Genomic DNA, 14826 nt, shown 5'->3' on the forward strand with positions numbered 1-14826 from the left:
AGTCATGTTCTGAGTTACCACAGGAGTTGTCATGTTTCACGTCTATCACTCAAATCAGCTCGATGTGCTGAAGATTCTCGCGGCTGCGGTGATTAAACATGATCCTCTTGATGACCCTTTCGCGTCAGAAATGATACTGGTGCAGAGTCCGGGTATGGCGCAGTGGCTGCAGATGGAGCTGGCGCAGACCTTTGGCATTGCAGCCAACATCGAATTTCCGCTGCCCGCCAGTTTTATCTGGGAGATGTTCGTGCGCGTGCTGCCCGACATCCCGGTAGAGAGTGCCTTCAGCAAGGCCAGCATGAGCTGGAAGCTGATGCATCGGCTGCCGGTGATGCTGGAGCAGGAGGAGTTCACCTCCTTACGTCACTATCTCCATGACGACGGCGACAAGCGCAAACTGTTTCAGCTCAGCTCCCGTGTGGCGGATCTGTTTGACCAGTATCTGGTCTATCGCGCTGACTGGCTCAACAGCTGGGAGCGCGGCGAAAGTATCGACGGGCTGGGCGAAGCGCAGCGCTGGCAGGCCGCCCTGTGGCGCGATCTGGTGAGCTACACACGCACGCTGCGACAGCCGGAATGGCACCGCGCGAATCTCTATGCGCGATTTATCCGCACGCTGGAGCAGGCGAAGAGCACGCCGGAAAACCTGCCCAGGCGGGTCTTTATCTGTGGTATCTCCGCACTGCCGCCGATCTATCTGCAGGCGCTACAGGCGCTGGGACGTCACATCGACATCCACCTGCTGTTTACCAATCCCTGCCGCGACTACTGGGGCGATATTCAGGACTACGCCTTCCTGGCGAAGCTGCAAAGCCGTCAGCGCCGCCGCCATGACGCTGAGGCGGCGCGTGGACTGTTCCGGGACGCAGAGCAGGCGCCGCAGCTGTTTAACGAAGCCGGTGAACAGCAACTGACGAATCCGCTGCTGGCCTCATGGGGCAAGCTGGGGCGTGACAACCTCTTTCTGCTCAGCCAGATGGATGCCAGCGACGACATCGATGCCTTTGTGGATGTAGAGCCGGACAACCTGCTGTACTGCATGCAGTACGATCTTCTCAATCTGCAGGACAGTGCCATCATCGGGCTGAACGCGGCGGAACTGGCGCACAGCGATCGCAAGCGCCTCCTCGATCCGGCGGATCGTTCGATCGTGGTGCAGGTCTGCCACAGTGCGCAGCGCGAAGTTGAGGTACTGCAGGATCATCTGCTGGCGATGATGGAGGCTGATCCGACGCTGAAAGCACGCGACATTATTGTCATGGTGGCCGACATCGACGCTTACGCACCGTTCATTCAGGCCGTGTTCGCCAATGCGCCCGCCGATCGCTATCTGCCTTTTGCGATTTCAGACCGGCGGGCCAGTCAGGCGCATCCGGCCATCGTGGCGTTTCTGCATCTGCTGGCGCTGCCGGACAGCCGTTTTGTCTCAGAAGATGTGCTGGCGCTGCTGGATGTGCCGGCGCTGGCGTCCCACTTCGCCATTGATGAAAGCGGCCTGCGTTTGCTGCGGCGCTGGGTCAGCGAGTCAGGCGTTCGCTGGGGGCTGGATGATGCCAGCGTTGAAGCCCTCTCACTGCCGATTACCGGCCAGCACACCTGGCGCTTTGGCCTGCAGCGTATGCTGCTGGGTTATGCGATGGAGAGCCACAACGGCGACTGGGAGGGGATTCTGCCTTATGACGAGTCGAGTGGTTTGGTGGGGGAGCTGGCGGGCCATCTGGCTGAGCTGCTCGCGCGGCTGAATCACTGGCGTGAGCGGCTGGCGGAACCCCGCCCGCTGGCGGAGTGGCTGCCGATGTGCCGGGAACTGCTGAACGCCTTCTTCACGCCTGACGCGGAAACCGAGGCCGCTTTACTGCTGGTGGAAGAGCAGTGGCAGCAACTGATTCAGTACGGAATGGATGCGCGGTTTGAGGAGGCGATCCCGGTGGCGCTGCTGCGCGACGACCTGCGCAGCCGGCTCGATCAGCAGCGCATCAGCCAGCGCTTTCTGGCCGGGCAGATCAACTTTTGTACCCTGATGCCGATGCGTTCAATACCGTTCCAGCTGGTCTGTCTGCTGGGAATGAACGACGGCGTCTATCCGCGCACGCTTGCGCCGTTAGGCTTTGATCTGATGCAGCAGCAGTCCCGTAAAGGCGACCGCAGCCGCCGTGATGATGACCGTTACCTGTTTCTTGAGGCGATGCTCTCCGCTCAGCAGCAGCTCTACATCAGCTATATCGGCCGGGCGATTCAGGATAATACGGAACGCTATCCCTCGGTGCTGGTCACAGAACTGCTGGATTACATCGGACAGAGTTTTTACCTGGAGGGGGATGGTCATCTGGAGCTGGATGAGAGTGCCGGACGGGTGCGGGCGCATCTGCAGCACCTCAACAGCAGGATGCCGTTTGCCGCTGAGAACTTCCAGCCTGCCGCCAGACTGCAGAGCTTCGCCCGCGAGTGGCTGCCTGCCGCCCAGGGGGCGGGGCAGCCGCAACCCGAATTTGTCCAGCCGCTGACGGCCCCGGACATCGATGCACTCACCTTAGAGGCCTTTCTGCGCTTCTGGCGGCACCCGGTTCGCGCCTGGTTCCACCAGCGTCTCGGCGTGAGCTTCTGGCTGGAGGAGGATGAGCTGCCCGACAGCGAACCTTTTGCGCTCGACAACCTGGAGCGTTACCAGATCAATGCCCAGTTGCTGAATGCCCTGGTCGAAGGCGAGGATACCCAGCGGCTCTATGCGCACCATCGCGCCGCCGGTAATCTGCCCTACGGCGCATTTGGCGAACTCTTCTGGCAGGCGCAGCGTGATGAGATGCAGGAAGTGGCGGCGGAAGTGGTGAACCAGCGCAGCGACGGCGAGAGCTGGGAAGTGAATCTGCAACTGGAGCAGGTCAGCTTAACCGGCTGGCTGACGCAGGTGCAGAGCGACGGGCTCCTGCGCTGGCGGCCTGGCGTCCTCAACATGAACGATGGCCTGCTGCTCTGGCTGGAGCATCTGATTTACTGCGCGCTGGGCGGCACCGGCAGCAGCCGTATGTATGGCCGCCAGCAGAGCCGCTGGTGTTTTCCTGCCGTGCCGCAGTCAGAGGCGATGGCCGCCCTGAATGACTATATCGCCGGTTACCTCGACGGGTTGCGTCAGCCGCTGATGCTGCTCAGCAAAAGTGGCGGTGCGTGGCTGACCGCCAGCTACGACAAAAAGAGCCAGCAGTTACTCACGGATGAAGCCACGCAGCTGAAGGCGCGCAATCGCCTGCTGACGGCCTGGTCTGGCAGCTACCAGGTGGAGGGAGAGGGCAGCGACCCCTATCTGCAGCGGCTCTGCCGCGTGCTGGATGAGGCGCAACTGCAGCAGATCACTGAGGCGGCGCAGCGCTGGTATTTGCCGGTGCTGGCCGCACATCAGGATGATGAATAGCAGGTCAGATCGCATTTTGCAGACTGACTACACACACAGAAATTTTTGCCTGGCTTTGAGCCGCCGCATCAGTAATTGGCGGCTTATCGGGAAACAAGAGGGGTTTACATGCGGCTACACGCACGCTGGATAGCGGCACTACTGTTGAGCCTGGTGGCTTGCTCAGCCCTGGCGCAGACATCTGCAGGCTGGCAGCCAGTTAACGACACCATTCGCAAAAGTGACCAGGACCCCCGAAACTATCAGGCCATCCGTCTCGATAACGGACTGACGGTATTGCTGGTGTCCGATCCGGTGGCACCGAAATCGCTGGCGGCGCTGACGCTGCCGATTGGATCGCTGGACGATCCCGATCAGCAGGCGGGACTGGCTCACTACCTCGAACATATGGTGCTGATGGGCTCAAAGCGCTACCCGCAGCCGGACAACCTGGCCGAGTTCCTGAAAAAACATGGCGGCAGTCACAATGCCAGCACCGCCTCTTATCGCACCGCCTTTTATCTGGAAGTGGAAAATGCGGCGCTGGAACCGGCGGTCGACCGCCTGGCGGATGCCGTGGCGGCACCGCTGCTGGATCCGGTCAACGCTGACCGCGAGCGTCACGCCGTCAATGCCGAGCTGACCATGGCGCGCGCGCGTGACGGCCTGCGCATGGCTCAGGTCGGCGCCGAAACCCTGAACCCGGCACACCCGGCGTCGCGTTTTTCTGGCGGTAATTTAGAGACCCTGAAAGATAAGCCGGGCAGTAAACTGCACCAGGCGCTGCTGGACTTCTACCACACGCATTACTCCGCCAACCTGATGAAGGCGGTCATCTACAGCAACAAACCGCTGCCGGAGATGGCGTCGATTGCCGCCAGAACCTTTGGCCGCATCAAAAGTCACCATGCCAGCGTGCCGGAGATTAACGTGCCGGTGGTCACCGATGCGCAGCAGGGCATCATCATTCACTATGTGCCCGCCCAGCCGCGCAAGCAGCTCAAAATTGAATTCCGCATCGGGAACAACAGCGATCGTTTTCGCAGTAAAACGGACACGCTGATCAGCTACTTAATCAGTAACCGCAGCAAAAATACGCTGACCGACTGGCTGCAGAAGCAGGGGCTGGCGGACGGTGTCAATGCCGGCGCCGACCCGATGACCGAACGTAACAGCGGCGTGTTTGCCATTACGGTCTCCCTGACGGATAAAGGCCTGGCGCAGCGTGATGAAGTGGTGGCGGCGGTATTCAGCTACATCAATCTGCTGCGTCAGCAGGGCGACGATAAGCGCTATTTCGATGAGGTCTCTCACGTACTGGCACTCGACTTCCGCTATCCCTCCATCACCCGCGATATGGATTACATTGAGTGGCTGGCCGACACCATGCTGCGGGTGCCGGTGGAACACACGCTGGATGCGCCTTACCTGGCCGATCAGTACGATGCCGCCGCGATCGCTGCCCGCCTGCAGGAGATGACGCCGCAACGTGCGCGTATCTGGTACATCAGCCCGCAGGAGCCGCACAACAAAAAAGCCTACTTTGTGGATGCGCCTTATCAGGCAGAGAAAATCACGCCGCAGACCTTTGCTGACTGGCAGCAGCGCGCCAGTCAGATCGCGCTGGCAATGCCTGCGCTGAACCCCTATATTCCGGACGACTTCACGCTGCTGCCCGCTGACGGTAAAACCTGGCAGCATCCGGTCAGACTGGCTAACGACGACGGCATGCGCATTTACTGGATGCCCAGCCGCTATTATGCCCGCGAGCCAAAGGCGGCGATCACCCTGGCCTTACGCAACAGGCACGCTATCAGCGATGCACGTCAGCAGGTGCTGTTCGGCCTGAATGACTACCTCTCCAGCCTGGCGCTGGACGAGCTAAATTCGCAGGCTTCGGTGGGCGGCATCAGCTTTTCAACCGGTGAAGATGAAGGTCTGGTGTTCAATGCCAGCGGCTTCACGCAGCGCCTGCCGGTGCTGCTGAAGAAACTGGTCGAAGGGTATGCCCACTTCCAGCCGACAGAGCAGCAACTGGCGCAGGCAAAATCCTGGTATCTGGAGCGGCTGGAGGCGGCGGAAAAGGGCAAGGCGTTCGAACAGGCGATTCAGCCGATGCAGATGCTCTCTCAGCTGCCTTATACCCAGCGCGAGACGCGCCGCAGACTGGTCAGCACGATCACGCTTGATGAGGTGACGGCTTACCGCGACGCACTGTTCCGCGATGCGACGCCAGAGATGCTGGTGGTCGGCAACCTCAGTGCAGACAGCGTAACGCAGCTGGGACATGAACTGAAACAGCAGATGCAGAGTCACGCGACCCGCGACTGGCAGAGTCAGTATGTCTCGTTCGATAAACCGCTGAAGGCCAATCTGCAGCAGCCGGGCAGCAGTACCGACTCGGCGCTTGCCGCGCTCTATATTCCGCTGGGCTACAGCGAATATCAGAGCATGGCCAACAGCTCCATGCTGAGCCAGATCGTGCAGCCGTGGTTCTACAACCAGCTGCGCACAAAAGAGCAGCTCGGCTATGCGGTGTTTGCCTTCCAGATGCCGGTCGGCCGACAGTGGGGCGTTGGCTTCCTGCTGCAGAGTAACAGCCGGCAACCTGACTGGCTGCTGCAGCGTTACCAGGCGTTCTATCCCGAGGCGGAAAAACGTCTGCGCAACATGAGCCAGGCCGATTTTGCGCAGTATCAGCAGGCGATGATCAATGACCTGCAGCAGCGTCCCCAGACGCTGGATGAAGAAGCCGATCGTTACAGCCGTGACTTCGATCGTCAGAATGAGACGTTTGATACCCGGCAGAAAGTGATAGAGCAGGTGCAGCTGCTCACCCCGGCCAGCGTGGCAGACTTTTTCCGCAAGGCGGTTATCGAACATAATGGCATGGTCATGACCTCGCAGATTGCGGGCAGTAACAATGGCAAAATTGACTATGCCCGGCAGCCTGGCTGGAAAACCTGGGATGAAGTGGCGCAGTTGCAGCAGTCGCTGCCGGTAAAGAGTGAGACCCAATGACGCAGTTACCCCCCGTATCGCTGAATCCTTTAACGCTGCCGCTCAGGGGTGAGCGGCTGATTGAGGCGTCTGCGGGCACCGGAAAAACCTTTACCATTGGCCTGCTCTATCTGCGCCTGCTGCTGGGGCTGGGCGAAGAAAACGCCTACAGCCGGCCGCTCTCGGTTGAAGAGATTCTGGTGGTGACCTTTACCGAGGCCGCCACCGCCGAGCTGCGCGGCCGTATCCGCGAGAACATCCACCAGCTGCGTCTGGCCTGTATCCGGGGCAAAAGCAGCAATCCGATGCATCAGCAATTACTGGAGCAGATGCCGGATCTGAGTCAGGCCGCGGCGCAGCTACTGGCCGCCGAAAGGCAGATGGATGAAGCCGCCATCTTTACCATCCACGGCTTCTGTCAGCGGATGCTCAATCTGAATGCGTTTGAGTCGGGCATGCTGTTTGAGCAGGAGCTGATCGAAGATGAGCAGGCGTTGCTGAAGCAGTCCGCCGCCGACTTCTGGCGTCGCCAGTGCTATCCGCTGTCGCTGGATGTGGCGCGGATTATCGCCGCAGAGTGGAGCGGGCCGGACAGCCTGCTGAACACGCTGCGTCCCTGGCTCCAGGGCGAAACGCCAGGACTGAAACGACCGCCCGCGGCCGATGAGACGCTGGCCTCCCGCCATGCCCGCAATCTGGCGCGCATCAACGCCATCAAACAGCAGTGGCAGGCGCTGAGTCGCGACGTTGAAGGCATCATCAGCGCCTCAGGCGTGGATAAGCGCAGCTACAGCAGTAAACATCTGCCCAACTGGGTCGCCAGAGTCACCCAGTGGGCCAGCAGTGAGACGCTGGATTATCAGCTGCCGAAGGAGCTGGAGCGGTTTGGCCAGCAGGTGCTGGAGGAGAAAACCAAAAAGGGTGAAGCACCACGCCACGCCCTGTTTGAGGCCATCGACCAGTTTCTGGCAGAGCCGCTGTCGCTGCGGGATGTGATCATTGCTCAGGCGCTGATCGATGTGCGCGCTACGGTTCAGCGCGAGAAGCGGTTGCGGGCGCTGTTAGGTTTTGACGACCTGCTCAGTAAGCTGGATGAGGCGCTGCGACAGCCTGGCGGGGTTCTGCTCGCGGAAACCATCCGGGCGCGTTTCCCGGTCGCCCTGATTGACGAATTCCAGGATACCGACCCGCAGCAATATCGTATTTTCCGCACGCTCTATGTGAATCAGCCGGAGCAGGCGCTGTTTCTGATCGGTGACCCGAAACAGGCGATCTACGCTTTTCGCGGCGCGGATATCTTTACCTATCTGCGGGCCAGAAACGAAGTCAGTGCTCACTACACGCTGGATACGAACTGGCGCTCTTCGCCGGAAATGGTCGAAAGCGTTAACCGCCTCTTCTCTCAGCTGGAGTCACCGTTCCTGTTCTCGGCGATCCCTTTTCAGCCGGTACAGCCTGCGGCACCCAATCAGTCACTGAAGCTGATTTATGATGGGCAGCCGCAACCGGCGTTACGCTTCTGGCTGCAACCCGGTGAGGGCGTCGGCAGCAGTGATTATCAGCAGTTTATGGCGCAGCAGTGTGCCGCCGACATCAGCCGCTGGCTGGTGGCCGGACAGCAGGGGCGCGCCTTTGCAGGGAAAGGTGAGGCGCTGCAGCCGGTGCGGGCTTCCGATATCACGGTGCTGGTGCGCAGCCGCAATGAAGCCACCTTAATCCGCGATGCGCTGAATGCGCTGGCGATCCCCTCGGTCTACCTCTCCAGCCGCGACAGCGTCTATACCACGCCGGAAGCGCGTGAATTACTCTGGCTGCTGCAGGCGATTCAGGCCCCGGAGCAGGAGCGCTTACTGCGCAGCGCGCTGGCGACCTCTATCTTTGGCATTGATGCGGCGACGCTGGAAACGCTGAGCCAGAATGAACGCGACTGGGATGCGCTGGTCGAGCAGTTTGCCGTCTGGCAGCAGCTGTGGCACCAGCGCGGCGTGTTACCGATGCTGCGCGACGTGATGATCAAACGACAGCTGGCGGAGAATATGCTGGCGTCGGAGAACGGAGAGCGGCGCCTGACCGATCTGATGCATCTGGGGGAATTGCTGCAGGAAGCCTCAGTGCAGCTGGAGAGCCCGCACGCGCTGGTGCGTTTTCTGGCACAGCAGATTGCCCGCCCGAACAGCCAGGCCGCCAGCCAGCAGCTGCGTCTGGAGAGCGACCGCCACCTGGTGCAGATTATCACCATCCACAAATCGAAAGGGCTGCAATACCCGCTGGTCTGGCTGCCGTTTGCTGCCGGATTCCGCGAAGCGGCCAGTGCGCTTTATCACGACCGCGAAAGTTTTGCGGCTCTGCTGGACGTTCAGGGCGATGCACAAAGCCTGGCGCTGGCGGAAGAGGAGCGTCTGGCAGAGGATCTGCGCCTGCTCTATGTGGCGCTGACCCGCTCGGTGTATCACTGCAGCGTCGGGATTGCGCCGCTGATCAAAGGCACGCGCAAAAAAGAGGGCGAAAGCGACCTGCACAAGAGCGCGCTCGGCTATCTGATTCAGAAAGGCGAGGCGGCCGATGCGCAGCAGCTCAGCCGTTCTCTGCAGGCGTTAACCGGGACGGGCATTGCGCTGGTCGAGGCAGATCTGCTGCCCGGCGAACGATGGCAGGATGCGCAGCCGGGCGACGACGTCCTGAGCAGCCGCGTCGTGACTCAGGCGCGAACGGATGTCTGGCGGGTCACCAGTTATTCCGGCCTGCAGCAGCACCACAGTTCGCCGCTGCTGGATGCATTGCCCAGCTTCGATATTGACGCGGCGGGCGAAGAGGAGAGCGGTGAAGAGACGGCACTGACGCCGCACCATTTCCCGCGCGGTGCGGCACCCGGTACGTTTCTGCACGGCCTGTTTGAGTCTATCGACTTTACTGAACCGCCGGAACGCATCTGGCTGGAAGATCAGCTGCAGCACAATGGCTACCCGCTGAGCTGGTTGCCGGTGCTGGAGACGTGGATCGCGCGGGTGTTAGAGACCCCGCTCAACGCGGAGGGGCTGACGCTGTCGGCGATCAAAAGCAGCGAACGGCTGATCGAGATGGCGTTTTATCTGCCGATCGATAATCTGCTGACGGCAGCCGGGCTGGATGCGCTGCTGCGTCGGCACGACAGCCTCTCTCAGCAGGCTGCCTCCCTGGATTTTCGTCAGGTGCGGGGCATGCTGAAGGGCTTTATCGATCTGGTCTTCCGCTGGCAGGGAAAATATTATCTGCTCGACTACAAGTCGAACTGGCTGGGGGAAAGCCACAGCGCTTACACCCAGGAGGCGATGGCGCAGGCGATGATCGGGCACCGCTACGATCTGCAGTATCAGCTCTATACGCTGGCGCTGCATCGCTATCTGACCCATCGCCTGCCGGATTACCGCTACGATCGCGATTTTGGCGGCGTCTTTTATCTGTTTTTGCGCGGGATGGATGGCAGCTCGCCCGACAACGGCATTTTTGCTACCCGCCCCTCCGCAGAGTGTGTGGAGGAGATGGATGCACTGTTTGGTAAGAACGGAGAGAGAGGATGAGTGACATGCTGAGTCTGCTGCTGCAGGCAGTCGACAAACGTCTCCTGCGTCCGCTGGATATTCAGTTTGCCCGCCTCGTGGCCGCTGAATCACAGCCTGCGCTGCTCCTCGCGGCGGCCTGCGTCAGCGCCGAGGCGGGCGAGGGGCACGTCTGTTTACCGCTGAGCAACCTCTGTGAAGCCCGGCTGTTTGCCGGCCGGCAGCCTGCACTGGCTCAGGCGATCTGGCAGGCTGCTGGTGCGCCCGATAACTGGTCAGCTCGTCTTGCTGACTGGTCGGCGGTCAGCGACGGCAGTCGGGTGACGCCCCTGGTGCTGAGCAATCAGCGTCTCTACCTGCATCGTCTGTGGCACAGCGAAGGCCGGGTTGCCGACTTTTTTGCCGCTCAGGAGATGACCTCCGCGCTGGATATGCGTGCCGCCGGTGAGGTGCTCAACAGCCTGTTTGGTGACCAGCCGGAAAACTGGCAGAAGATTGCGGCGGCGGTGGCGCTGACCCGCAAGACGGCGGTGATCTCCGGCGGCCCCGGCACCGGGAAAACCACCACCGTGGCGAAACTGCTCGCGGCGCTGATTCGTCTGCATCCCGGCGCGCTGCGGATCCAGCTGGCGGCCCCGACCGGCAAAGCTGCCGCGCGGCTGACCGAATCCCTGGGCAGGGCACTGCAGGATCTGGCCGTGAGTGACGAAGAGCGTCAGCGTTTTCCTGCTGAAGCCACGACCCTGCATCGCCTGCTGGGCGCGCAACCTGATACCCAGCGCCTGCGCTATCATGCCGGTAACCGGCTGCATCTTGATGTGCTGGTGGTGGATGAAGCCTCGATGGTCGATTTGCCGATGATGGCCAAACTGATTGCCGCGCTGCCGCCGCATGCCCGCGTGGTGTTTCTGGGCGATCGCGACCAGCTGGCCTCGGTTGAGGCGGGGGCGGTACTGGGCGACATCTGCCGCTGTACCGAAAGTGGCTACAGCCAGGCGCGGGCAGAACAGCTTGCCCTGCTGACCGGTTGCACCCTGCAGGGCAGTGACGATCTGCAGGCACCGACGGTGCGCGACAGCATCTGCCTGCTGCAGAAAAGTTACCGTTTTGACGCCTCATCCGGCATCGGTCTGCTGGCAAAAGCCATCAATCGTGGTGACGCGGAGGAGGTCAGGGCGGTGTTTGCTGAGGCCTATGAGGATGTCAGCTATCAGCCGCTGGACAGTGCGGAAGCCTATCAGGCGATGCTGGATGAAGTCGCCGCCGGTTATCAGCCCTTCCTGCAGCTGATCAGGGAGCAGGCCTCACCCGCAGAGGTGATTGCGGCGTTTGGCCGTTATCAGCTGCTCTGTGCACTGCGAGACGGCCCCTTTGGCGTACAGGGGCTGAATCAGCGCATCGAACAGCGGCTGATGCAGCTGCAGCGCCTCCGTCGTCCTGGCATCGGCAGCCGCTGGTATGCCGGGCGGCCGGTGATGATCACCCGCAATGACAGCGCGCTCGGCCTGTTTAACGGCGACATTGGCATAGCGCTGCGTGATGATGAGGGCAACCTCCGGGTCTTTTTCCCGCTGCCGGATGGCACGATCAAAGCGATTCAGCCGAGCCGTTTACCCTCACATGAAACCGCCTGGGTCATGACGGTGCATAAATCACAGGGATCGGAGTTTGACCACACTGCGCTGGTTATGCCAACTCAGTCTCTGCCGGTACTGACCCGCGAACTGGTTTACACCGCCATTACGCGCGCGCGGCGTCAGCTGACCATCTACAGCGAACCGGGTGTGTTTCAGCGCGCGGTACAGCTGCAGACGCAGCGACGCAGTGGTCTGGTCGATCGACTGAGCGCAGCAGGATAAAAGAGAGGGGAGAGTTCACATCCATGATCGCTCTCCCCCGGAGGGATAACATCAGGTGAGGTCGGCCATCAGCACTTTTGAGCGCCGCTGATAGTTATACATCTCTTTTTTACTTTCCGGCAGTGACTCGATATCTACCGGCGTAAAGCCGCGCTCCTGGAACCAGTGGATGCTGCGGGTGGTTAACACGAACAGTTTTTCCAGCCCCATCTGGCGCGCCTGAAGCGCTACACGCTGCAACAGCATCTCACCGCGTGAAGAGCTGCGATAGTCCGGATGCACCGCCACACAGGCCATTTCGCCAATCTTCTCATCCATAAAGGGATAGAGTGCCGCACAGGCGATGGTCAGGTTATCGCGCTGAATGATGGTGAATTTATCGATCTCCATCTCCAGCTGCTCGCGTGAGCGGCGAACCAGAATGCCCTGCTGCTCAAGCGGCCGGATCAGTTCGAGGATGCCGCCAATGTCGTTGATGTTGGCGCGGCGGATCTGTTCTGCCGACTCCATCACGATCTGCGTACCGATACCGTCGCGAGAAAAGAGCTCCTGCAACAGCGCGCCATCTTCCTGATAGCTGATCAGGTGGCTGCGGCGGACTCCGCTGCGGCAGGCTTTCACCGCTCCCCTCAGGAAGCGCACCGTGCCGGAAAGGTAGTCACCCTCCTTTTCAATCTCGTCAATGCGGGCCTGCGCATCGTTCGGGAAGAGTTCGGAAATGATCTCGCCGTCGCTGTTCAGCACGCCCTGCTCAGAGCAGAAGCCGATCATTTTTTCCGCTTTAAGTTTGATCGCCAGCTGGGTGGCGACCTCTTCGGAGGTCAGGTTAAAGCTCTCGCCGGTCACGGAAACCGCCACCGGGCCAAGCAGCACAATGGCGTCGTTATCCAGCTGACGATGAATCGCCGCCTCATCAATGCGACGGATACGGCCGCTGTGGCAGTAATCCACGCCATCATCCACGCCCAGCGGCTGAGAAATGATGAAGTTGCCGCTCACTACATTGATATGCGCACCCTGCAGCGGCGTGTTGTTCAGACTCATCGAGAGGCGGGCCGTAATATCTAACTGCAGCCGGCCGGCAGCCTGTTTTACCAGCTCCAGAGATTGCGCGTCGGTCACCCGGGTAAACTTATGATAAACCGGCTCCAGCTGCTGCTGCGCCAGACTGGCATCAATCTGCGGGCGGGCGCCATAGACCACCACCAGGCGGATACCCAGGCTATGAAGCAGGCCGATATCATTGACGATGCCGGAGAAGTTCTCATGCTCAATCGCCTCGCCACCCAGCATGATGACAAAGGTTTTACCCCGGTGGGCATTGATATAGGGAACGGTATGGCGAAACCCCTGAACCAGCTCGGTACTACGTTCCTTCACGGCCAACCCTCAATGAATGTTTATTCGTATTTTTTGTATTTTTATGCTTTTGCGTGCCATTTTGCAAGCCTTAATCCTGACGAAAATTTACGTTTTTCTAAGTGTCAAAGCCGCTAACAGCCTGCATTATTTAGGTTTTCCGGGGTGACATCATTCCGGGGATTGGATAAAGTTTTCGCCGCCATTTTATTAACTGGCGCTTTTTTAGACATTACTCAGCAGCTGGAGCGGCATGTCAGACGTTAATTCCCATTTTTCACGCAGACGATTTTTACAGGGGACAGGCGCCTTACTGCTGTTAAGCGTCAGCCGCACCGGGCTGGCGGCAAAAAATCACATTGTGGCCGTGCGTATCTGGCCCTCATCGACCTATTCACGGATGACGCTGGAGTCCAGCGTTGAGCTGAAATATAAGCAGTTTGCGCTAAGCAATCCTGAACGCCTGGTCATAGATATTCAGGGCCTGCACCTTAATCCGGTCCTGAAAGGGGTCAATAAACTGGTGCGGGTCGATGATCCCTTTATCAAACATGCCCGGGTCGGCCAGTTCGACAGCGACACGGTTCGCGTCGTTCTCGAATTAAAGCGCAACGTTTCGCCGAAGATCTTTAATCTGGCCCCGGTCGCCGGAATCAATCACCGGCTGGTGGTGGACCTCTATCCGACCCAGAACCAGGCGGAAGACGATCCGCTGCTTGCGCTGCTGAAAGATTATAATCAGGGCGCGCTGGAGAAAGACGCCGGGGTTCAGGCCCCTCTGCCGGGCAGGGCGGGACGCGATCGACCAATTGTCATCATGATCGATCCGGGGCACGGCGGGGAAGATCCGGGCGCACACGGCAAATATAAGACCCGCGAAAAGGATATCGTGCTGAAGATCGGACGGCGGCTTAAAGCGCTGATCGACAAAGAGTCCAACATGAAGGCGTACATGACGCGCAATGAGGATGTCTTTATTCCGCTGCGCGTCAGGGTTGCTAAAGCCCGCAAACAGCGCGCCGATCTCTTTGTTTCCATCCATGCAGATGCCTTCACCAGCCGGGCGGCACGCGGTTCGTCAGTCTTTGCCTTATCCACCAGCGGGGCAACCTCCGCCGCGGCCCGTTTTCTGGCTCAGACGCAGAATGAATCCGATCTGATTGGCGGCGTCAGCAAAAGTGGTGACCGCTATCTCGATCACACCATGTTCGACATGGTGCAGCGTCAGACGATCCATGACAGCCTGAAGTTCGGTAAAGAGGTGCTGCATCGCATGGGCCGCATCAACCATCTGCACAAGCGCACTGTCGATCAGGCGGGATTTGCCGTGCTGAAAGCCCCGGATATTCCCTCTATTCTGGTGGAAACGGCGTTTATCAGTAACGTGGAGGAGGAGCGGAAGTTACGCACCACCCGCTATCAGCATCAGGTTGCGGAGGCGATTCTGAACGGCATCAAAGCCTATGTGGAGAGCGGGGCCGCGCTGGCGCATCGCTAATTAACGTGCGGGTAGCCCCGGTTATCCGCAGACTTTTCGCCGTGGAAAGAGAGAAAACAGAAGAGAAGGGGAACGGCAGAAACAAAAAAACACCCTTTCAGGTGTTTAAATAGTGGTTGCGGGGGCCGGATTTGAACCGACGACCTTCGGGTTATGAGCCCGACGAGCTACCAGGCTGCTCCACCC

6 protein-coding genes are annotated in these 14826 nt (G+C 59.9%); 5 read left to right on the forward strand and 1 reads right to left on the reverse strand.

The window, feature by feature from the left end; translation table 11 throughout:
• Window positions 1–31: 31 nt before the first annotated feature.
• The 4 genes from recC (at window position 32) to recD (ending at window position 11783) form a co-directional block, all read left to right on the forward strand.
• Window positions 32–3409, forward strand: a complete 3378-nt coding sequence (gene recC / locus CKF42_RS13355) for an exodeoxyribonuclease V subunit gamma (protein ID WP_111208385.1) — start codon at window positions 32–34, stop codon at window positions 3407–3409.
• Window positions 3410–3517: 108 nt separating this feature from the next.
• Entirely contained in the window at window positions 3518–6409 is a 2892-nt protein-coding gene (gene ptrA, locus CKF42_RS13360; RefSeq protein ID WP_111208386.1) for a pitrilysin, read from the forward strand.
• On the forward strand, window positions 6406–9945 hold the full coding sequence (gene recB / locus CKF42_RS13365; protein WP_111208387.1) for an exodeoxyribonuclease V subunit beta: 3540 nt from the start codon (window positions 6406–6408) through the stop codon (window positions 9943–9945). Before ptrA ends, recB begins: the two co-directional genes overlap by 4 nt.
• Window positions 9942–11783 carry an exodeoxyribonuclease V subunit alpha gene (gene recD / locus CKF42_RS13370; protein WP_058958013.1) on the forward strand — a complete coding sequence of 614 codons (1842 nt, stop codon included), beginning with the start codon at window positions 9942–9944 and terminating at the stop codon, window positions 11781–11783. The genes recB and recD overlap by 4 nt, the downstream gene beginning before the upstream one ends.
• Before the next feature lie 51 nt (window positions 11784–11834).
• On the opposite strand, the gene argA is transcribed toward recD, so the two are convergent.
• Complete coding sequence (gene argA, locus CKF42_RS13375; RefSeq protein ID WP_009087010.1) at window positions 11835–13163, reverse strand: amino-acid N-acetyltransferase; 1329 nt, start codon at window positions 13161–13163, stop codon at window positions 11835–11837.
• 232 nt (window positions 13164–13395) lie between these two features.
• On the opposite strand from argA, the gene amiC reads away from it, so the two are divergent.
• The gene (gene amiC, locus CKF42_RS13380; protein WP_046102475.1) at window positions 13396–14640 is read left to right on the forward strand and encodes an N-acetylmuramoyl-L-alanine amidase AmiC; all 1245 of its coding nucleotides are present in this window, start codon (window positions 13396–13398) and stop codon (window positions 14638–14640) included.
• The last annotated feature ends 186 nt before the right edge of the window (window positions 14641–14826 follow it).

It is taken from the genome of Pantoea sp. ARC270 (assembly GCF_003236725.1).
Lineage (GTDB): Bacteria > Pseudomonadota > Gammaproteobacteria > Enterobacterales > Enterobacteriaceae > Pantoea > Pantoea anthophila.

Coding starts and splice junctions, on each gene's coding strand:
- ptrA (WP_111208386.1), top strand. CDS start 3,518: ATGCGGCTACACGCACGCTGGATAGCGGCACTACTGTTGAGCCTGGTG.
- recD (WP_058958013.1), top strand. CDS start 9,942: ATGAGTGACATGCTGAGTCTGCTGCTGCAGGCAGTCGACAAACGTCTC.
- recB (WP_111208387.1), top strand. CDS start 6,406: ATGACGCAGTTACCCCCCGTATCGCTGAATCCTTTAACGCTGCCGCTC.
- recC (WP_111208385.1), top strand. CDS start 32: ATGTTTCACGTCTATCACTCAAATCAGCTCGATGTGCTGAAGATTCTC.
- amiC (WP_046102475.1), top strand. CDS start 13,396: ATGTCAGACGTTAATTCCCATTTTTCACGCAGACGATTTTTACAGGGG.